Genomic DNA, 20,785 nt, shown 5'->3' with positions numbered 1-20,785 from the left:
TCGCCCTTAGTGCTGGAGTTCTGAAGTTGACCTGGCCGGTAGGCCTGAATTAAGTAGTTAGCCGAAGGCCAAGTTTTTTCGTCTCCAAAGCGTTAGCCTGTATCCCATAGATGATGCCAAGGATGTCCTCATGCAAGCTGCCCCTCCGACGCAAGCCGAAACTCTGGATCTGGAGAACTGCACGCTAGATCAAATCGTTGATGTGCTTTGTGCCGGTCAACCGATCAGCCTTCCTCAGGGCGCGGGCCAATTTTCCCTAGACCTTGAAGATGCTCGCCTCGCGATGGGATTTTATGCAGGACGGCGGGACCTCTGGGCACAGGCAAAACCCGTTTCAAGCAGCGAGGTTGATCAACTACTCGGTGCCATTGGCAAGCCGCAGCTACATGTGGCTCGCAGTCATGTAGCGAGTTCCGCAGCTTCGCGTCCTTGTTGGCGACTCCAAGAGTTTCGAGCCCATCGCTTTGCTGGGCTTCAACGTCACTGCGATTCAGCCGGGAAAGCACCTGAGACTCTAACCATTCGACTTGATCGCGACGTTACCTGCATCTGGGGGTTCAACGGCGCCGGTAAATCCGCATTGCAGAGTGCGATCATGTGGTGCCTAACCGGTAAGGCACATCGTTCTCAACACAAGCCATCGGAGGTACACAATCCAATCACTGTCGACGTAATGTCAACGAATGGCGAGAGCGATACTAATACCAGTTTCACGTTACCCGTGATCGTCCCATTGCCTTCAGCGTCAGATCTCTCGCTGCTAGGCGACCGTCCCGAGTGTGACACATGGGTGGAGCTGGATCTGCGGGACCAAGATGGAAACGATGTAACCGTCAGACGCGAGCTGACGCGAAATATCAGAGGAACTGTCTCTGTGAGCGTAAGTGGCTTAGACGACTTACGGCTGCCACAGTGGGCCATCGAAGCTGGTACGTTGATGCCCGCTATCGCTGCAAGTATGCGCTTCGATGAAAAGACAAGCTTTGCCGAGGCAATCGCTCAGCTAACAGGTTTGCGGCCATTGCAAGATCTGGGCATGCGTTTACCACGTCTTGTCCGACGCTTGGAGAAGGACGACACCGACACTGCCATAGATGCCAAGGATGCTGCTCGTATTCATTTCATAGACAGCAAGGGCTCGTTTCTCGACGCTTGGCGCGCACAGGCTGAGACGCTTGGTCCCGAGCCCGATTTACTGACACCTGAAAAGGTAAGCCCTGAACAGAGTTGTAGCGGCTCGATCGCAACCGTTCGCGAGAAGCTCGTCCAGCACCAAGCAAGCGGTCTGAGCGATATTGAGACGATTCTTGGCAGCACGACCTCGTTATCAACGCCAGAGCGCAGCCAAACCCTCCTTGGCCAGCTCGCCTCGGCAAGAGAGCAATTAACCGGCGCAGCTCTGAAAGGACTCCCCTCACTTCGAACCATCCAACAGATCGAGGAAATCAGCGACGCGGATCGAATCGCCGTCCTCGCTAAACTGGAAGAGCTAGCACAACGAGCTGCAGATCAGGTCAAGCGTCAGCAGAACAAGGAACAAGCAGCACGCCAGCAGTTATACACAATGGTTGCGCTGTGGCACCGGCGGCAACACCCAAATAAACCGATCTCTGACTGCCCAGTCTGCGGTTCAGATCTGGTCAAAGTACCACCTGACGCCCTCTTAGACTCCGACGTCGCTAGCGCTCTTCAAGCAGGGCTTCAGGCGCACCAGGACGCAACAAAATCACTTGCGGATTGGCAACAGGGCGCTGCGAGTGAGCTGCTGGAGTCGCTACCGGAGACCCTGAAAACCTTTGCCGAATACAAGGGGCGCGGTACTGTTCTCGATCTTTATAAAAATGCTTATGTCAACGAGGCACTCAAGGACCAATCTTTCGCAGCGGACCTTCAACCAATCCAAAGGAATGCACGGAAGCTTTGGGACCACTTGATCAAAGCGCATTCGCTTTCCGCCGAACAGCCTTCCGATTTTCTCAGCTTGCCTCAAGAGCTTGCGACGGGGGTGCTGGCCAGCCGATTTGCCAATTTACAGCACGTAGTAACGTTGAGTAAGCAGCGTATAGCGGTCAAGGCAGCAATGCAGACGCTTTTGGCAAACTACCTGGGAGTCGGATCATTTTCCCGGGGCGAGAAAGTCGACGACGTCCCCGATTTGATCAACCTGCCAATCAGACACCAGTTGTCAGCACTGCACCAGGCGATTACCACTTCAGAGCCGTTAATTGCCTTAACGCGGCAGATTGACGTCATAGAGGAGGCTCGTAAGCGCTGGGTGGGCGCGAGTCAACGACTTAGGCTGATCAAACGCGCAGCCGCAGCGATACAGCAACTGACACGTTTACCACAATTGGTTGAATATCAAGTCCAAGGCCTGATTCAGTTATTAGAGACTCGTACAACCGCTTGGCTCGATCTGATTTATCGTCCTCATTACAATGGTGGACCACGGTATCTCGGACTAGATCCTGCTCGCACTCAAGGGGTAGGGCTATACGCCGGGCTAGGTGCAGTACGCGTCCAAGCTCACGAAATAATGAACTCATCTCATCTGCGAGCTTGTGTATGGGCGTTCGTTTTCAGCCTATGGGAGCGCATTCGAGAACGCTCTGGCGCGTTGGAGGTGTTACAGCTGGATGATCCACAGACCTTCTTTGATCCTATTAATACCGAGAATCTCGCCGCAGCAGTACCAGCTCTAGTAAAAGCGGGTATGGCGATCATTATCACGTCCAACGACAATCGGTTCATCGCCGCAGTAAAAGACAAGTTACCGAGAAGCTCCTCCACGGCCCCATCATGGACCATGTTGCAGATTAGCCCTTTGTCTGCGTCCAGGTTGACAATTGCTCTGACTCCCACGCTCGAAGAGGTAAATGAACGTCGCCAAGCATGGTGTAACGACTCCAATGACGTTGCGGCGAGCCAAGAGTTTGTGGAACGCGTTAGGCTGCATATCGAGAACCGCTTGTGGGACTTGCTCGCAGCTGACCCTATGCTGCTCTACAAACCAACCCTAGCAGACCTGATCGGTCACATAGCCAATGCACGCAATGCTGGAGAATTACCTTTCCAAGAGCCTCCTTTCGAAAAGCTGCTGAGTTGTAACTCGTTGAAACCGGGCACCCACTTTTACACAACGATCAACCAAGCCCATCATGACCTTCGAAAAATTACACCCCATGATGCCGCAGCCGTTGATGAAGGCTTTTCGGAGGTTGACCGGCTGATAAGAAGCTGCGCAGCAGCTTATGCAAGGTTCATGGGACGGTTGACTCGAGACGATGAAGAACTTTTCTTTGCGACAGCACCAGAAGCACCCACTGTATTAGCTCATAACGAGCAGAAATTTCGTGTGCTTGGTGACTTTAGCGCTCAAACACAGACTGAGGTCGCCTCACCCGCTGAGCCCCCAAGTGCGGTCTCATTGGACTCGCTGGGGAACGTGGCACTGTATGCGATCCATGGTGATTCACTTGGCGCCCTCGCAAGAAAGGGACAAGTGGTGATCGTCTCTCTTGAAAAGGCAGCAAAATGTGGCGATCCAGTCATCGCTCTGTATAGCGATAAGACGTTCGCCAGACGTTACCACTCAGATAAAACTGATATCAGCAAATTGATGCTGGCTTGTGAGCAATCCGTTAGCGAGAAGGTTGCGCCTGCATTGGCATTGCCGCGAAATAAAGTCCGTCTAATGCCCATCGTCGGGGTCCTCTACGACTCAATTGCGCAAGTCGGTGCAGGTGAGGCCAGATATATCGACAATAGCAAAGTTTTTGGAGCGCCGTTGGTAATCGCTCGTATTGTTGACCACAGCGGCTACCCATTAATTCGTCATCGCGACTGGGTGCTATTGGAACCCCTACAGATTTCCTGTTCGGAGGACTTAGAGGCACTGCGTGGTGAGCTAGTAACGTTGGTAGCCAGCCATGACGGGGACCGCAAAGCTTATTTGAAGCGAGTAGGAATGCCCGTTAGCGGAGAGCTGCGAATCTTCGACAGCGTAGGCACCTTCGGAGACGCAATAGCCATAAACTGCAAGGCCCAAGCATCCTCCCACATACTGCAATTGATGGATGCGTGGCGCGTTCGAGGGGTGCTGCGTGGTATTTCTGATTAATTTGATAATTTGTAATTTACATCGCCCAAACGATCGCTCGAAGGTCTGGAGGTAGGCCGCAGGGATCTGAAGGGCTCACTCAATGGTGAGCCACCTCCCAGAGTCATCTGAACGGAACAGGCCTCCTCCCGACTGTCGGTCAAAAAGAGGGAGTTACCGTGCGGTTGCCGTTTTTTCAGATTGACAGCCACTAACTTCCTCGCAAGAAAAATCCGAAAAATAGTTAGATTAGGTAAGTGTCTATTTTATGGAAGATAAAACGAATTTAACAGTTAGCGAGGCTCCGGAACTTGTGAGCGACTCTCCACTGGCCACCACCCTGACCGCCGAAAAGCTTCAGCACGCCAGCCAGCAGGCCCAGGCGCTGCGCGTGGAATTGCGCAAGGTCGTGATTGGCCAGGACCTTGTGATTGACGACGTGCTCACCGCCCTGATCGCAGGCGGCCACGTATTGCTGGAAGGCGTGCCAGGCCTGGGCAAGACCTTGCTGGTACGAGCCCTGGCCCGCTGCTTTGGCGGTGATTTCGCCCGTATCCAGTTCACCCCGGACCTGATGCCCAGCGATGTCACCGGCCACGCCGTTTACGACCTGCAGACCGAACAGTTCAAACTGCGCAAGGGGCCGATATTCACCCACCTGTTGCTGGCCGATGAGATCAACCGTGCCCCCGCCAAGACCCAGGCAGCGCTGCTGGAAGCCATGCAGGAACGTCAAGTGACCTTGGAGGGCGAGGCGTTGCCCATCGGCCAGCCCTTCATGGTGCTGGCGACCCAGAACCCCATCGAACAGGAAGGCACCTACCCACTGCCCGAGGCCGAGCTGGACCGGTTCATGCTCAAGGTGCGAATGGACTACCCAGATGCTCTACAAGAGCTGGATATGGTCCGCGAAGTGACGCGCTCGTCCAAGGCCGACATGCTGGAGGTACAGCCGTTGCGTACGGTGCTGCAAGCCGCGGACGTAGTAACGATGCAGCAAATTGCCAGTGACCTGCCGCTGGATGAACAGGTGCTCGAGTACGCCGTGCGCCTGGCCCGTGCCACGCGCAGTTGGCCGGGGCTGTCCATCGGTGCCGGCCCCAGGGCCTCCATCGCCCTGGTACGCGGGGCACGGGCCCGTGCGCTGTTGCGCGGTGGCGAATTCGTCACCCCCGACGACATCAAGGGCTGCGCCCTGGCGGTACTGCGTCACCGGGTACGCATCGCACCAGAACTGGACATCGACGGCCTGGAAGTCGACCAGGTGCTCCAGCAGTTACTCGACCAGATTGCAGCACCAAGGCAATGACGCGGCCATGAAACCGACCAGTCTGCTGCTGACCTGGCTGAGCGTTCTGCTCGGCTTGAACACCCTGTTGGGCGCCTCGGCAGCGTTGCAGTTCAAAGTGCCCGCCACCTTTCATTCGGTAGCCTGGGGCCTGCTGCTGGCCCTGTTGCTGCTGGCGATGCTGGATGCTGCACGCTTGCGTCGCCGCCCTTCGGCCCGCGTGTACAGAACATTGCCTGGTAGCCTGGCGCTGGGGCGCTGGGAAGAAATACGCCTGTGCCTGGAGCACGACTACCCGCAACCTCTGACCGTGCAGGTGTTCGATCACGTGCCCGATGGCCTGGCTGTGGAGAACCTGCCTCAATCCATTCAACTACGCCCCGGTGAGCGTGCCGAGCTGGGCTATCGCGTGCGCCCCTTGCGGCGCGGGCACTTCCATTTCAGTCGCTGCGAACTGCTGCTGCCCAGCCCATTGGGGCTGTGGTCGGGACGACGCTGGGTCGAGACTCACGATGCCACTCGTGTTTACCCGGATTTCGCACGTTTATACGGTGCGCAGTTGCGGGGTGTGGATAACTGGCTCAGCCAACTGGGCGTGCGCCAACATCAGCGGCGAGGATTAGGCCTGGAGTTTCATCAACTGCGGGAGTTTCGTGAAGGTGACAGCCTGCGCCAGATCGACTGGAAAGCCACCGCCCGCCAACGAACGCCCATTGCCCGGGAATACCAGGACGAACGCGACCAGCAAATCGTGTTCATGCTCGATTGCGGCCAGCACATGCGCAGCCAGGATGATGAACTGTCCCATTTTGACCACGCGCTCAATGCCTGCCTCCTGCTGAGCTACGTTGCCTTGAGACAGGGCGATGCCGTAGGGCTGTGCACGTTTGCCAGCGACCAGCCGCGCTACCTGAAGCCGGTCAAGGGCAGTGGCCAATTGAACCTGTTGCTCAATGCGGTCTATGACCTGCAGACCACGCGAAAAACCGCCGACTACCAGGCGGCCGCCAGCCAGTTGTTGGCACGTCAAAAACGCCGGGCGCTGGTGATCATCGTCACCAACCTGCGGGATGAGGAGGATGAAGCGCTGATGGCTGCCGTCCAGCGTATCGGCAGGCATCACCGGGTACTGGTGGCCAGCCTGAGGGAAGAGGTCCTCGACCAACTACGCCAGGCGCCTGTGCAGACACTGCCCGAAGCGCTGGCTTACAGCGGCACGATCGATTACCTCAACACCCGCAACCAACGCCATGATCGCTTGAGTGCTCATGGCCTGTCGGTGCTGGATACCTTGCCATCGGCGCTGGGTGCCGGGCTGGTCACACGCTATCTGGAGTGGAAAAAGGCCGGGGTATTCTGAGGATGACTGCGCAGGGGCATGGCCAGGAAACGGCCACGACCCCACGCATAATTCAGACAGAGGCCTGCAAAGGATAAAAGCTGAAGTACTGCAACAGCGCGTTGATCAGGTGCCGGTACTCTTCGGGCGCCTCAAGCACGCTGAACCCCGAGTCGTAATGCTGCGGGGTGACATCTTCATGGCTCCACAAGCAGGTTGCCGTGAGGTCAATTGCCTTGAACTCGCCCTGCGCCACCGGCACTTTCAAGCGCAGCTCGAAATCCACGTCGGTCATCATGGGTAACGAGCTGATCAGCATCAGACCGTTTTCAGACACATTTCCAAGATAGCCGATTGGCTTGTCAGTAATACGATTGAACACCTGCAGAAAATACGGCAGTTGATGCCGCTCGATCCGTCGTTCGGTAAACATGGTGAAGTCGCCATTCAATAGCCAAAAATCTGGCCGTGCCAGTGATTCGGAACAAGCAATCGCTCGCTCTCCCTGGATCTCGGTGTGACAACAGCTACCGCTTGTCACCAAACAGCTGCCGAATCCGGGCATTGCATCCGTTCGAATGGGTACTGCACAAACAGACATTCAAAGAATAGCGCAAGACTGGCGACAGGCCAGCCATGAAGCGACAAATACCCTTACAACGACGCAGGCCTTGGTTTTGCCAGGCCTGCAGCCGGCAGATGCCCCAGTTGCTGCAAGGTATCGAGCCGCGCACGGGCTCGATAGGCGTACTCGCTCGACGGGTAGTGGCCGATGATGAATTGATAGGTCTGTGCGGCATCGACAAACAGTTTCTGGCGTTCCAGGCACTGCCCGCGCAACATCGAAACCTCCGGTTGCACGTAGCGGCGAGTTCGGCTCTCGCGATCGACCTGGGACAACTCCAAGGTGACACGCTGGCAATCACCGACCCCATAGGCACGGTAAGCGTTGTTCAAATGGTGGTCCATCGACCAGCGGGTACAGCCGACAACACTGACGGCCAGGGCAGCAACGAGCAAAATTCGCATGGGGTTCTCCTGTCTTGTGCAGTGTATCGACCCCTGGTCGAAAATCTTCAAGGCGTTTGCCCATTCAACCGCAGCCAAAACAAGCCAATCGTCGATAAGTAGTGCAAACGAACAATGACTACAACGAAAGAGCATAGTAGCCTTCCCCAGCGCTTGAACTCAGGAGTCCGTGCATGTCCGTCCGTCGTACCAAAATCGTCGCCACCCTTGGCCCGGCCAGTAACTCGCCGGAAGTCCTCGAACAGCTGATTCTGGCTGGTTTGGACGTCGCCCGTCTGAACTTCTCCCACGGCACCCCGGACGAGCACAAGGCTCGCGCCAAGCTGGTGCGTGACCTCGCCGCCAAGCATGGCCGCTTCGTTGCACTCTTGGGCGACCTGCAAGGCCCGAAAATCCGTATCGCCAAATTCACCAACAAGCGGATCGAGCTGAAGATCGGTGACAAGTTCACCTTCTCCACCAGCCACCCGCTGACCGAAGGCACCCAGGACGTGGTGGGCATCGACTACCCGGACCTGGTCAAGGACTGCGGCGTCGGTGACGAACTGCTGCTGGACGACGGCCGTGTGGTGATGCGCGTTGACACTGCCACGCCGACCGAACTGAACTGCACCGTGATCATCGGCGGCCCGCTGTCCGACCACAAAGGCATTAACCGTCGCGGTGGTGGCCTGACGGCGCCGGCCCTGACTGAAAAAGACAAGGCCGACATCAAGCTCGCCGCCGAAATGGAAGTGGACTACCTCGCCGTGTCCTTCCCGCGCGACGCCGCCGACATGGAATACGCCCGTAAGCTGCGCGACGAAGCCGGCGGTACCGCCTGGCTGGTAGCGAAGATCGAACGTGCTGAAGCCGTGGCCGATGATGAAACCCTCGACGGCCTGATCAAGGCCTCCGATGCCGTGATGGTTGCCCGTGGCGACCTGGGCGTTGAAATCGGTGACGCCGAGCTGATCGGTATCCAGAAGAAGATCATCCTGCACGCACGCCGTCACAACAAAGCGGTGATCGTTGCGACCCAGATGATGGAGTCGATGATCCAGAACCCGATGCCGACGCGTGCCGAAGTGTCCGACGTGGCCAACGCCGTACTCGACTACACCGACGCCGTGATGCTCTCGGCTGAAAGTGCCGCCGGCCCTTACCCGCTGGAGGCCGTACAGGCCATGGCGCGTATCTGCGTCGGTGCCGAAAAGCACCCGACCAGCAAGACCTCCAGCCATCGCATCGGCAAAGTCTTCGAAAGCTGCGACCAGAGCATCGCCCTGGCTGCCATGTACACCGCCAACCACTTCCCGGGTGTCAAGGCCATCATCGCCTTGACCGAAAGTGGCTACACGCCGTTGATCATGTCGCGCATCCGCTCCTCGGTGCCTATCTACGCGTTCACCCCACACCGCGAAGCCCAGGCCCGCGCGGCCATGTTCCGTGGCGTGTACACCATCCCGTTCGACCCGGCGTCGCTGGCACCGAACGAAGTCAGCCAGAAGGCGATCGACGAGCTGGTCAAACGCGGCGTCGTGGAGAAAGGCGACTGGGTCATCCTGACCAAGGGCGACAGCTACCACACCACCGGTGGCACCAATGGCATGAAGATCCTGCATGTGGGCGACCCGCAGGTCTGAGTGACAGGCTGAAAAACAAAAGCCCCGCCCTGTGAATGGCGGGGCTTTTTGCATTTCAGTGCAGGCAGGCCAGCTCCCACAATAGTTAGACAACTCGGTCTACTGTGGGAGCTGGCTTGCCTGCGATGGCGTCATCAGCACCCGGCGTTAAACTCCGATACCGACTTGAGCAGGCTTGTCATAAAGTGAAAGGGCGGGATAGAAACACATCCGCCAGCAATTGATTACGCGGCAGTCCCGCCAGGAACAAGCGCTTGGAAAAGGCCTCGACGCTGGCAGGGTGCCCGCAAAGCAAGGCCAGGGTATGCCGGGAAACCAGCCGCAGTTGCGCCAACGCCGGCTGCAACTGCGCCGCGGTCCATAGCTCCACGGTCAGGTTCCCATGCCGGGCGGCAAGGGCTGCCAGGGGTTCAGCCAGATAATGACCTTCGGCCTCATGGGCCAGGTGAATCACGCGAATGTCGCCCTGGTGATCCTGGCGCAGCGCCTCGCGCAACACCCCCCACAAGGGCCCCAGGCCAGTACCGGAAGCCAGCAGCCACAACGGCCGCGATTGCCAGTCAGGGTCATAGTGCAGTGCTCCACCCCGCAGTTCACCCAGGCGCAAAGGATCACCGACCTTCAACTGTCGCGCCGCATCGCTGAATGCACCGGGTTGACGGCAGTCGATATGAAACTCCAGGTACGGCTCTTCCTGGGGCAAGCCCGCCAGAGAATAGGGGCGCGCCACCTGCCCCGCCCACAGCACCAGATGCTGCCCGGCGTTGTACCGCAGGGCACGTTCCGGTTGCAGGCGCAGGCGCAGTACCGTCGAACTCAGCCAATCGGCGCCCACCACCTGGGCGGGCAGGCCATCGCGCTGAGGGTCAAACGCTTCGACCTTCAGGTCCGCACTGACCCGGCACTGGCACGCCAGGCGCCAACCTTGCTGGCGCTGCGTCGGGCTCAAGGCTTCGGGCTGCTGGTCGTCAACCTCACCCTCGCAACGCACCAGGCACGCATGGCAACTGCCGGCCCTGCAACTGAAGGGCACGGCCACGCCGGCCTGATTCAAGGCATCCAGCAGGTTGCTGCCGAGGGATACAGACCAGTGGCGTTCGCCGACGTACAGTTCAGGCATATAAAGACTCAATCATAAGGAGCGCGCACAGGGAATCATGCCTGCGACAGTTTGACCATAGTCGGGTGTATCGGCCACCGTGCCGGGTTATACTGCCGCGCCTTTTTAGCGTCGCGCCTGCACCATTCTGGCGTGCCTTGGAAAGATGGCTTCAGCCGACCGATGCAACACTGGCGCCATCTTTATTGAATGTTCCCTTATAGAGGAGCGCGACTCATGACCGTGATCAAGCAAGACGACCTGATTCAGAGCGTTGCCGACGCCCTGCAATTCATTTCCTACTACCACCCCGTTGATTTCATCCAGGCCATGCACGAAGCCTACCTGCGCGAAGAATCGCCGGCGGCCCGTGACTCCATCGCCCAGATCCTGATCAACTCGCGCATGTGCGCCACCGGCCATCGCCCAATCTGCCAGGACACCGGTATCGTCACCGTGTTCGTGCGCGTGGGTATGGACGTGCGTTGGGACGGCGCCACCATGGGCCTGGACGACATGATCAACGAAGGCGTGCGTCGCGCCTACAACCTGCCAGAAAACGTCCTGCGTGCCTCGATCCTCGCCGACCCGGCCGGCGCCCGCAAGAACACCAAGGACAACACCCCTGCGGTCATCCACTACTCCATCGTCCCGGGCAACACCGTGGAAGTGGACGTGGCGGCCAAGGGTGGCGGCTCCGAGAACAAGTCGAAAATGGCCATGCTCAACCCGTCCGACTCGATCGTCGACTGGGTGCTCAAGACTGTTCCGACCATGGGCGCCGGCTGGTGCCCACCGGGCATGCTCGGCATCGGCATCGGCGGTACCGCCGAGAAAGCCGCAGTAATGGCCAAGGAAGTGTTGATGGAGTCCATCGACATCCACGAGCTGAAAAAGCGCGGCCCGCAGAACCGTATCGAAGAAATGCGCCTGGAGCTGTTCGAGAAGGTCAACCAACTGGGTATCGGCGCCCAGGGCCTGGGTGGCCTGACCACCGTGCTCGACGTGAAGATCATGGACTACCCGACCCACGCTGCTTCCCTGCCGGTGTGCATGATCCCCAACTGCGCCGCCACCCGTCACGCGCACTTCGTGCTCGACGGCTCGGGCCCGGCGTCGCTGGAGGCGCCACCGTTGGACTCCTACCCGGAAATCGTCTGGGAAGCCGGCCCATCGGCCCGTCGCGTCAACCTCGACACCCTCACCCCGGAAGAAGTGCAGAGCTGGAAGCCGGGCGAAACCGTACTGCTCAACGGCAAGATGCTTACCGGTCGCGACGCGGCGCACAAGCGCATGGTCGAGATGCTGAACAAGGGCGAAACCTTGCCGGTGGACCTCAAGGGCCGCTTTATCTACTACGTCGGCCCGGTTGATCCGGTGCGCGAAGAAGTGGTTGGCCCGGCGGGCCCGACCACCGCGACGCGGATGGACAAGTTCACCCGTCAGATCCTCGAGCAAACCGGCCTGTTGGGCATGATCGGCAAGTCCGAGCGCGGCCCGACCGCCATCGAAGCGATCAAGGACCACAAGGCCGTGTACCTGATGGCCGTGGGCGGCGCCGCTTACCTGGTGGCCCAGGCCATCAAGAAGTCGCGCGTGGTTGCCTTCGCCGAACTGGGTATGGAAGCCATCTACGAGTTCGACGTGAAAGACATGCCGGTCACCGTTGCAGTGGACAGCAAAGGTGAGTCCGTCCACATCACCGGTCCTGCCATCTGGCAGAAAAAGATCAGTGACAGCCTGGCGGTAGAAGTGCAGTAAGCACCTCATCCAAAAGAATAAAGGCGACTGCGGCCCCACGGCCCAGTCGCCTTTTTTATGCCTGAAGCAAGGGGGCTAGCTCCCACACAAGCTCCTTGGTCACAAGATATGAGCTGCCCATGCTATGGTGCTCGCCCCTTACCGTGCCTGTTCATCATCGTATGATCGTGATCCCTCGCCCCCTGCGCCTGACCTTCTATTCTCTGTTGATCATCGCCGGTGCGGTGCTGGCTGCCGCCTTGGCCACGCGCCATGCCGAACGCCAGGCCCTGGTGGACGACGCCGCCCGTGCCAATCAGCAGCTCGCGCTGTATGCCAACTCGCTGCATACCCTGATCGAACGCTACCGTGCCCTGCCCGCCGTACTGGCGCTGGATTCGGAGATGATCAGCGCCTTGAAGGGCCCGCTGGACGCCGCCACGCAAGACCGGCTCAACCGCAAGCTGGAGCGCATCAACGGCGCTGCGCAGTCTTCGACTCTGGAACTGATGAACCGCACCGGCCTGGCCGTGGCCGCGAGCAACTGGAACCTGCCCAGCAGTTATGTCGGCCACAACTACGCGTTCAGGCCGTATTTCAGCCAGACCTTGAGCCAGGGCACCGGGCGCTTTTATGCAGTGGGCGTGACCACGGGTATTCCGGGCTACTTTCTTTCCAGCGCGGTCGTGGATGAGCACGAGCAGTTCCTCGGCGCCATGGTGGTCAAGCTGGAGTTCCCCGAGCTGGAGCGCGAGTGGGCCCAGGGCAATGACCTACTGTTGGTCAGCGATGCGCGGGGCATCGTGTTTATCGCCAACCAGCCGGGCTGGCGTTATCGCAACCTGCGGCCGTTGTCCGAAAATGACCTGGCTGAACTCAAGGCCACCCGCCAATACGACAAGAAGCAACTGCAGCCGCTGGACACCCAGCCCCTGCAACGCTTTGACGAAAACAGCCACTTGATCCGCGTCAACGGCCCCGACGGCAACGCCAATTACATCTGGGAGTCGCTGCCGCTCAAGCGCGAAGGCTGGACCCTGCACCTGTTGCGCAAACCCCAGTTTGCCTTTGAAGACCAACGTAACGCGGGCCTTGCCGCTGCGGGTTCGTGGCTGGCATTGGTGTTCCTGGGGCTGTTCCTCAGCCAGCGCTGGCGCCTGGCCCGCTTGCGCCAGCGCAGCCGTGAAGAACTGGAGCAATTGGTCGAAGAACGCACCCAGGCGCTGCGCACCGCCCAGGATGGCCTGGTGCAGTCGGCCAAGCTGGCGGCATTGGGACAGATGTCGGCCGCCCTCGCCCATGAAATCAACCAGCCGCTGACCGCCCAGCGCATGCAACTGGCGACGCTGCGGCTGTTGCTCGACCATGGTCGCGTGGACGATGCCTACAGGGCTCTCACGCCATTGGATGACATGCTCACGCGTATGGCTGCGCTCACCGGCCACCTCAAGACGTTCGCGCGCAAGAGCCCCAGCGGTCTGCGCGAAAAGCTGGACCTGGCGACGGTGGTCGACCAATCCTTGCACCTGCTCGACGCGCGCCTGCGTGACGAAGCCATCGGCGTGGTGCTGGACCTCACTCGCCCGGCCTGGGTACGTGGCGACGCGATCCGCCTGGAACAAGTGCTGATCAACCTGCTGCGCAACGCCCTCGACGCCATGGCCGATAAACCGCGCAAGCGCCTGGAAATCCGCCTGCACGCCGATCAGCAGCTGTGGCAGTTGAGCGTCTGCGACAGCGGCGGCGGGATTGCCGAAGAACATTTGAGCAGCGTATTCGACCCGTTTTTCACCACCAAACCGGTGGGCGACGGGCTCGGCTTGGGGCTCGCGGTGTCCTACGCTATCGTGCATGAACTGGGCGGACGCCTGAGTGCCGCCAACCGTGGCGATGGCGCGATTTTCACCTTGACCCTGCCTATCGCCCTGGAGACGCCAGACCTATGTTGAACGCGGTGATTGTGGTAGATGACGAAGCCAGTATTCGCACGGCCGTCGAGCAATGGCTGAGCCTGTCGGGGTTTGACGTGCAGTTGTTCAGCCGCGCCGAAGAGTGCCTGGCGCAACTGCCCAAGGACTTTGCCGGGGTGATTCTGAGCGACGTGCGCATGCCGGGGCTCAGCGGCCTTGAACTGTTGGCCGAGGTGCAGCGCCGCGATGCCGATTTGCCGGTGATTTTGCTCACCGGCCATGGCGACGTGCCAATGGCCGTCGAAGCCATGCGCGACGGCGCCTATGACTTTCTGGAAAAACCCTTCAGCCCCGACGCCTTGCTCAACAGCCTGCGCCGGGCGTTGGACAAGCGCGGCCTGATCCTGGAAAACCGCCGCCTGCATCAACAGGCCGATCATCGCGTGCAGTTGGAGTCCAGCCTGCTGGGTGTGTCCAAGGGCCTTCAAAGCTTGCGCCGCCAAGTGCTGGACCTGGCGACGCTACCGGTCAACGTGTTGATTCGGGGTGAAACCGGCAGCGGCAAAGAGCTGGTTGCCCGCTGCCTGCATGATTTCGGCCCACGCGCCAAGAAGCCGTTTGTGGCGCTCAATTGCGCAGCGATCCCCGAGCAGTTGTTTGAAGCCGAGCTGTTCGGCCACGAAAGCGGCGCGTTCACCGGCGCCCAGGGCAAGCGTATCGGCAAGCTGGAATACGCCCACGGCGGCACCCTGTTCCTCGACGAAATCGAAAGCATGCCTCTGGCGCAACAGGTAAAACTATTGCGCGTGTTGCAAGAGCAGAAACTGGAGCGATTGGGTTCCAACCAGAGCATCAATGTCGACCTGCGCATCATCGCCGCCACCAAGCCGGACCTGCTCGAAGAAGCACGCGCCGGACGTTTTCGCGAGGACTTGGCTTATCGCCTGAACGTCGCCCAACTGCGCCTGCCACCGCTGCGCGAGCGTCGCGAAGACATTCCGCTGTTGTATGAGCATTTCGCCCAAAGCGCTGCCGAGCGTCTGGGCCGCCATCTTGAGCCACTGAGTGGGCCGCAGCTGAGTCGCCTGCTCAGCCATGACTGGCCGGGCAACGTGCGTGAACTGGCTAACGTCGCCGAGCGCCAGGTGCTGGGCCTTGGAGAACCTGAACCGGAAGGTATTGAGCCTGGGCAATCGCTGGCGGCGCAGCAGGAGGCTTTCGAGGCGCATTGTCTGAAAGCCGCGCTGACCCGGCATAAAGGCGATATCAAAGCGGTGCTGGCCGAGTTGCAACTGCCGCGTCGCACCTTTAATGAAAAGATGCAGCGGCATGGGTTGGCAAGGGAGATGTTTCTGTAGCGACCTTCTGATCGTCATCGGGGGCAAGCCCCCTCCCACATTTTGATTTGTGAATACATTCAAGTGTGGGAGGGGCGATGCGACAATTCGACTTGCTCCCGATGACGCCAGCAGCCATAAGCGGATTTCCGCTCACCACCCAAAAATCATCGGCAACTTTCCGCTCAAAAAAATCCTGTAACCCTTCTATTCCGGGCCTTCATCCACCTGGCACAGCTTCTGCTATAGCCCAAGTCAGGCAGTGCTCAAGCACGCTCCATAAAAACAACTAGATGAAGGTTCCTTCAATGGATAACTCCAACTCCCTGCCTCTGGGATCGGCGTCTGCGCCGGCAAAAGAACGCACCACCTCCAGCCGTATCAAGTCGATCTTCAGTGGATCGGTCGGCAACATGGTCGAGTGGTATGACTGGTACGTCTACGCCGCCTTCTCACTGTACTTCGCCAAGACCTTCTTCCCAGCCGGCTCTTCCACCGCACAGTTGATGAACACTGCCGCCATCTTTGCCGTGGGCTTCATCATGCGCCCCATCGGCGGCTGGTTGATGGGGCTCTATGCCGACTACAAAGGTCGCAAGGCCGCCTTGATGGCCTCGGTATTGCTGATGTGCTTCGGTTCGCTGCTGATCGCCCTGACACCGGGTTATGACACGATTGGTATCGGCGCGCCGATCCTGCTGGTGTTCGCACGCTTGCTGCAGGGCCTGTCGGTAGGCGGCGAGTACGGTACGTCAGCCACCTACCTGAGTGAGATGGCGACCAAGGAACGTCGTGGTTTTTTCTCCAGCTTCCAGTACGTGACGCTGATCTCCGGCCAGCTCATCGCCCTGGCAGTATTGATCGTGCTGCAACAGACACTGACCACCGAGCAGTTGTATGCCTGGGGCTGGCGTATCCCGTTCGCCATCGGCGCCCTGTGCGCAGTCGTTGCGCTGTTCCTGCGTCGCGGCATGGAAGAAACCGAATCGTTCACCAAAAAGGAAAAAGCCAAGGAAAGCGCCATGCGCACCTTGATGCGTCACCCCAAGGAAGTGATGACCGTCGTCGGCCTGACCATGGGTGGCACCCTGGCCTTCTACACCTACACCACCTACATGCAGAAATACCTGGTGAATACCGTCGGCATGAGCATCTCCGACTCCACCACCATTTCGGCGGCGACGCTGTTTCTGTTCATGTGCCTGCAACCCCTGGTTGGGGGGCTGTCGGACAAGGTCGGTCGCCGGCCGATCCTGATTGCCTTCGGCTTGCTCGGTACCCTGTTCACCGTGCCGATCCTCACCACGCTGCATACCATCCAAAGCTGGTGGGGCGCGTTCTTCCTGATCATGGCGGCGCTGATCATCGTCAGCGGCTATACCTCGATCAACGCTGTGGTGAAAGCAGAACTGTTCCCTACAGAAATCCGCGCACTGGGCGTAGGCCTGCCGTATGCATTGACCGTTTCGATCTTCGGCGGTACCGCTGAAGTCATCGCACTGTGGTTCAAAAACATCGGCATGGAGACGGGCTATTACTGGTACGTGACCGCGTGTATCGCGGTGTCGCTGGTGGTCTATGTGACCATGAAGGACACGCGTAAGCACTCGCGTATTACCACGGACTAAAAATCGGGGGAGCGGGCTTGCCCGCTCCCCTCTTTAGCCTTACGACAACTCTGCGGCCTCATTGCGCCCATAGCGCCGCTGCGCATACGACGCGCCAGCAATCATCACCACCAGCACCGCAGCCAATACCGCGGATGAACCGATGGTGCCGAAATCCAAGCCGCCTTTTTCATGGGGTTTGGTCAGGAAATCCCCCAAGGTCGCGCCAAACGGCCGTGTCAGTACAAACGCCACCCAGAACAACAATACCGACGAGATGCGGGTGAAGTACTTGAGTACCACCACCGCGGCGATGGTTGAGCCGATCAACAATGCGCCACCGGCGAAGCCCAGCCCCGAATCGTCCGCGAGGAAATCGCCCAATGCGGTGCCCAAGGTGTTGGAGAACAGGATCGCCATCCAGTAAAACAGCTCCCCTCGGAAGGTCTGCACCTTGTTCACGTTCAGCGAGTCACCACTGAGGTGCCACAGTGCAAAGATGATCATCAGGATCACGATCAGGATCATCGACCCGGTGGCGTAGCCCAGTCCCAGCGTGCGGTCCATGAAGTCGGACATTGTGGTACCCGCGGTGCTGGTAGACAAAATCACGATCCAGTACAGCACCGGGTTGTAGGTTTTCGACCAGAGTTGCGTCACCAGGGTCACCAGGAACACGCTGATGAGGATCATGGAGCTGATGGCGTAGCCAACATTCAAGGTCATCGACAGCAAGTCCCCGGCAGTTTCGCCCAAGGTAGTTGCGCAGATTTTCATGACCCAGAACGCCAGGGTGATCTGAGGAAGTTTGTTCATGCAGTGGATAGCTCCAAGGCTCAGTCTTATAGGGGGTATTGACCTTGGGCGCAGACTGAAGGGGAAACTGTGAAAAATAGGTGGCAGATGTATGAAAAATCCATGGGCACGATGGAAATTCACCGCCATGAATTGCACTATGATCGCCTCCCAAACCGCGTAGCAGGAACCCCGGCCATGCCTGACGACATCCACTATTACGAACCCGCCAACGGCCACGGCCTGCCCCATGACCCGTTCAATGCGATCGTCGGCCCACGCCCGATTGGCTGGATCTCCTCGCACGATCGCGAAGGCCGCCTGAACCTGGCGCCCTACAGCTTCTTCAATGCGTTCAACTACATTCCACCGATCATTGGGTTTTCCAGTGTCGGGCGTAAAGACAGCCTGAACAATATCGAACAGACTGGAGAATTCGTCTGGAACCTGGCCACCCGCCCGCTGGCCGAGCAGATGAACCAAAGCTGCGCGGCCGTATCGCCCGAGGTGAATGAATTCGAACTCTCCGGGCTGACGCCGGTGGCTTCGAAAATCGTTGGCGTACCACGGGTGGGCGAGAGCCCGGTGTCGTTCGAGTGCAAGGTGACGCAGATCATCCAACTGCAACGTGCCGACCAACAGTTGGTGCCAAGCTGGCTGGTGCTGGGCGAGGTGGTTGCGGTGCACATCGCCAAATGGTTGCTCAAGGATGGGATCTACGACACTGCTGCCGCCGAGCCGATTTTGCGCGGGGGTGGCCCGGCGGATTATTTCCAGCTGGGGCCTGAGGCCCTGTTCAAAATGCACAGACCAGGCGCCACCAAACCCTGACTGAAATGCAATCAAAACTGTGGGAGCTGGCTTGCCTGCGATAGCGGTGGGTCAGTTAACTCAGGAGTGACTGATACACCGCTATCGCAGGCAAGCCAGCTCCCACATTGGTTAGGTGTGCTGCCTCAGCGTTCAGCAGTCGCCCAGGTCAGTTGGCCTTCTGCATCCACATCGACCAGATGCTCGAGTTGCAACGTCGCCGCATCATCGGCATCGGACGCTGTCTTGAACGTCTGCCCATCAAGGATCTTGTGAAACCTGGGTGCGCCCATGCCATCCAGTGCTTTGACGGCGACGGCGGCGCTGTAGCCACCTTCGCCCGGTACTACGGCGGAAACGGCTTCGTGGTGGGCAAATTGTTTACGTGCCATGTTGCAGGTCCTGGCCAATGGAAAGTCGGCCATTCTAACCGTTAACCGGCCAGTTGCAGGTACTCGCCGTAGGCCTGTGCCGCCGATGCGTCGGTGAAGGTCTGGAAGTCCATGCTGCGCACGACCATGTCGTTCAGAAGCTCGGTGAAAATCATCAGGGCCGGAGAGTTGAAGTAGGCGCTCATGGCCTGCTCGCTGCTCCAGAACCCGGACACCAGCCAGACATCGGGATCGACCTGGGAGTGCTGCAACGAGAATTGCAGGCAACCCTGGGCCTGGCGACCTGGCTCGATCAAACTGCTCAAGCGTGCACCGAGTTCGGTGCTGCACCCGCTACGGGCGCGGATAAAGGCCATATGGCTCGCGGGAATGGGGGTGGACATGTTCGACTCTCCCGTTGAGAAGTGATGCTCGGCAAGCACAATGAGGGCGTGTTGCCACAGGATCAAAGATAACGGCGCGGGGGTGGGCGCGGTTAGTCAATTCCTGCAGGCTTATTGCACAATCCTGCGAGAAGCGTAGGAAGGACGTTCGGCCCCAGGATTTATTCCAGGCCCAGGCCTCATGTTTCAGGGTGATGACAGGCTGCGCACTTGCCTGATTCACGCTATCTCGCAGGATCAGGCAAGGATGCTGCAGAATCGACGTAACACTTTTTGAAAAGCCGCCGCTAAGCTGAGCCCATCAAAGCAGCGTGTAGAGGACGCCCCATGCCGTCGCCCGAATCCAGGTCCACTCCCCTCGATGCCGAGATGGAGAAACAACGCGCCGAGCTGGCCAGTATCGTGCACCGCCATACCTGGGAGGACGGCTCCTACGGCACGGCGATCACCTCGCTGTACCTGAACCGCCACAACGCACCCCGGGATTTCATGCCGGTGCTGGTGGAGCCCGCGCTGTGCATCCTTGCCAGTGGCAGCAAGGAAGTGCGCCTGGCCGACGAGATCTTTGCCTACGACCCGCTCAACTACCTGGTGTTCTCGGTGGCGATGCCGGTGGCCGGCCGCATCATCGACGCCACCGCCGAGGACCCGAACCTCTCGGTGCGCATCAATATCGACCCGGCGCAGCTCACCGCGCTGATCGCAGAGGCCGGGCCAATGGGCGTGCCCTCGCGCCCGACCTCACGAGGCATGTACGTCGACCGCATCGATCACGCACTGCTCGACGCGGTGCTGCGCCTGACCCGCTTGCTGGACACGCCTAAAGACATCGCGATGCTCGCGCCCTTGATCAACCGTGAAATTCTCTACCGCTTGCTGCGTGGCCCGCAGGGTTATCGCCTGTATGAAATCGCTGTGGCTAACAGCCAGAGCCATCGGGTGAGCCAGGCGATCACCTGGCTGAACGGTAACTACGAACAGCCGCTGCGTATCGACGACCTGGCCAAAGAGGTGAACCTGAGCGTCTCGACCCTGCACCATCGCTTCAAAGCGATCACCGCCATGAGCCCGCTGCAATACCAGAAGCAACTGCGCTTGCAGGAAGCCCGGCGGCTGATGATTGCCGAAGGGCTGGAGGCCTCGGCAGCGGGGTATCGGGTGGGGTATGAAAGCCCGTCCCAGTTCAGCCGGGAGTACAGCCGGTTGTTCGGTGCGCCGCCGCTGCGCGACCTGGCCCGGTTGCGCCAGAGCATCTGATGTACGCAGAGCAACATGTGGGAGCTGGCTTGCCTGCGATGGCGGTGTGTCAGTCACTAATGAGTCAACTGAACC

The 20,785-nt window shown here is 59.2% G+C and carries 16 protein-coding genes; 10 read left to right on the top strand and 6 right to left on the bottom strand.

The window, feature by feature from the left end; genetic code table 11:
* The first annotated feature begins 130 nt into the window (after window positions 1-130).
* The 3 genes from GIW79_RS01210 (at window position 131) to GIW79_RS01200 (ending at window position 6,747) form a co-directional block, all read left to right on the top strand.
* Window positions 131-4,120 carry an ATP-binding protein gene (locus GIW79_RS01210; RefSeq protein WP_232590598.1) on the top strand — a complete coding sequence of 1,330 codons (3,990 nt, stop codon included), beginning with the start codon at window positions 131-133 and terminating at the stop codon, window positions 4,118-4,120.
* Window positions 4,121-4,412: 292 nt separating this feature from the next.
* Window positions 4,413-5,408 (top strand): AAA family ATPase, encoded by a 996-nt coding sequence (locus GIW79_RS01205; protein WP_127880981.1) that lies wholly within the window; start codon window positions 4,413-4,415, stop codon window positions 5,406-5,408.
* A 7-nt stretch (window positions 5,409-5,415) separates the two neighbouring features.
* Window positions 5,416-6,747, top strand: coding sequence for a DUF58 domain-containing protein (locus GIW79_RS01200; RefSeq protein WP_236452670.1), 1,332 nt, complete (start codon window positions 5,416-5,418; stop codon window positions 6,745-6,747).
* 52 nt (window positions 6,748-6,799) lie between these two features.
* On the opposite strand, the gene GIW79_RS01195 is transcribed toward GIW79_RS01200, so the two are convergent.
* Both GIW79_RS01195 and GIW79_RS01190 read right to left on the bottom strand, forming a co-directional pair.
* On the bottom strand, window positions 6,800-7,159 hold the full coding sequence (locus GIW79_RS01195; RefSeq protein ID WP_034134388.1) for a PilZ domain-containing protein: 360 nt from the start codon (window positions 7,157-7,159) through the stop codon (window positions 6,800-6,802).
* Window positions 7,160-7,380: 221 nt separating this feature from the next.
* Window positions 7,381-7,755 carry a tetratricopeptide repeat protein gene (locus GIW79_RS01190; protein ID WP_003193903.1) on the bottom strand — a complete coding sequence of 125 codons (375 nt, stop codon included), beginning with the start codon at window positions 7,753-7,755 and terminating at the stop codon, window positions 7,381-7,383.
* A gap of 173 nt (window positions 7,756-7,928) precedes the next feature.
* Between GIW79_RS01190 and pyk the strand changes: the two genes are divergently transcribed.
* Window positions 7,929-9,380 (top strand): pyruvate kinase, encoded by a 1,452-nt coding sequence (gene pyk, locus GIW79_RS01185; protein WP_003193904.1) that lies wholly within the window; start codon window positions 7,929-7,931, stop codon window positions 9,378-9,380.
* A 178-nt stretch (window positions 9,381-9,558) separates the two neighbouring features.
* On the opposite strand, the gene GIW79_RS01180 is transcribed toward pyk, so the two are convergent.
* On the bottom strand, window positions 9,559-10,500 hold the full coding sequence (locus tag GIW79_RS01180; RefSeq protein ID WP_054897654.1) for an iron-sulfur-binding ferredoxin reductase: 942 nt from the start codon (window positions 10,498-10,500) through the stop codon (window positions 9,559-9,561).
* Between the two features lie 216 nt (window positions 10,501-10,716).
* On the opposite strand from GIW79_RS01180, the gene GIW79_RS01175 reads away from it, so the two are divergent.
* The 4 genes from GIW79_RS01175 to GIW79_RS01160 all read left to right on the top strand — a co-directional run bounded on the left by GIW79_RS01175 (window position 10,717) and on the right by GIW79_RS01160 (window position 17,094).
* Window positions 10,717-12,240 carry a fumarate hydratase gene (locus tag GIW79_RS01175; RefSeq protein WP_236452671.1) on the top strand — a complete coding sequence of 508 codons (1,524 nt, stop codon included), beginning with the start codon at window positions 10,717-10,719 and terminating at the stop codon, window positions 12,238-12,240.
* 161 nt (window positions 12,241-12,401) lie between these two features.
* Complete coding sequence (locus tag GIW79_RS01170) at window positions 12,402-14,168, top strand: ATP-binding protein (protein ID WP_236452672.1); 1,767 nt, start codon at window positions 12,402-12,404, stop codon at window positions 14,166-14,168.
* Window positions 14,162-15,487, top strand: a complete 1,326-nt coding sequence (locus GIW79_RS01165; RefSeq protein ID WP_236452674.1) for a sigma-54-dependent transcriptional regulator — start codon at window positions 14,162-14,164, stop codon at window positions 15,485-15,487. Before GIW79_RS01170 ends, GIW79_RS01165 begins: the two co-directional genes overlap by 7 nt.
* A gap of 287 nt (window positions 15,488-15,774) precedes the next feature.
* Window positions 15,775-17,094: an MFS transporter gene (locus tag GIW79_RS01160; protein WP_057704393.1), complete on the top strand. Its 1,320-nt coding sequence runs from the start codon at window positions 15,775-15,777 to the stop codon at window positions 17,092-17,094.
* A 39-nt stretch (window positions 17,095-17,133) separates the two neighbouring features.
* Here GIW79_RS01160 and GIW79_RS01155 read toward each other — a convergent pair whose 3' ends face one another.
* A complete protein-coding gene (locus GIW79_RS01155) occupies window positions 17,134-17,889 on the bottom strand; it encodes a COG4705 family protein (RefSeq protein WP_019817341.1) in 756 nt (251 codons plus the stop codon).
* A gap of 177 nt (window positions 17,890-18,066) precedes the next feature.
* Between GIW79_RS01155 and GIW79_RS01150 the strand changes: the two genes are divergently transcribed.
* Window positions 18,067-18,699 carry a flavin reductase family protein gene (locus GIW79_RS01150; protein ID WP_054897657.1) on the top strand — a complete coding sequence of 211 codons (633 nt, stop codon included), beginning with the start codon at window positions 18,067-18,069 and terminating at the stop codon, window positions 18,697-18,699.
* Window positions 18,700-18,824: 125 nt separating this feature from the next.
* On the opposite strand, the gene GIW79_RS01145 is transcribed toward GIW79_RS01150, so the two are convergent.
* Window positions 18,825-19,070, bottom strand: a complete 246-nt coding sequence (locus GIW79_RS01145; protein WP_019817340.1) for a hypothetical protein — start codon at window positions 19,068-19,070, stop codon at window positions 18,825-18,827.
* A 41-nt stretch (window positions 19,071-19,111) separates the two neighbouring features.
* Window positions 19,112-19,453 carry an antibiotic biosynthesis monooxygenase family protein gene (locus GIW79_RS01140; RefSeq protein WP_003193915.1) on the bottom strand — a complete coding sequence of 114 codons (342 nt, stop codon included), beginning with the start codon at window positions 19,451-19,453 and terminating at the stop codon, window positions 19,112-19,114.
* Between the two features lie 327 nt (window positions 19,454-19,780).
* Between GIW79_RS01140 and GIW79_RS01135 the strand changes: the two genes are divergently transcribed.
* Window positions 19,781-20,710: an AraC family transcriptional regulator gene (locus GIW79_RS01135; RefSeq protein ID WP_054897658.1), complete on the top strand. Its 930-nt coding sequence runs from the start codon at window positions 19,781-19,783 to the stop codon at window positions 20,708-20,710.
* Window positions 20,711-20,785: the final 75 nt, after the last annotated feature.

The sequence above is a fragment of the Pseudomonas sp. PA-7-1E genome, from assembly GCF_021605325.1.
GTDB lineage: Bacteria > Pseudomonadota > Gammaproteobacteria > Pseudomonadales > Pseudomonadaceae > Aquipseudomonas > Aquipseudomonas fluorescens_BV.
Note: the sequence above shows the minus strand (reverse complement) of the source record. Positions and strands in the feature narration are given on the sequence as shown.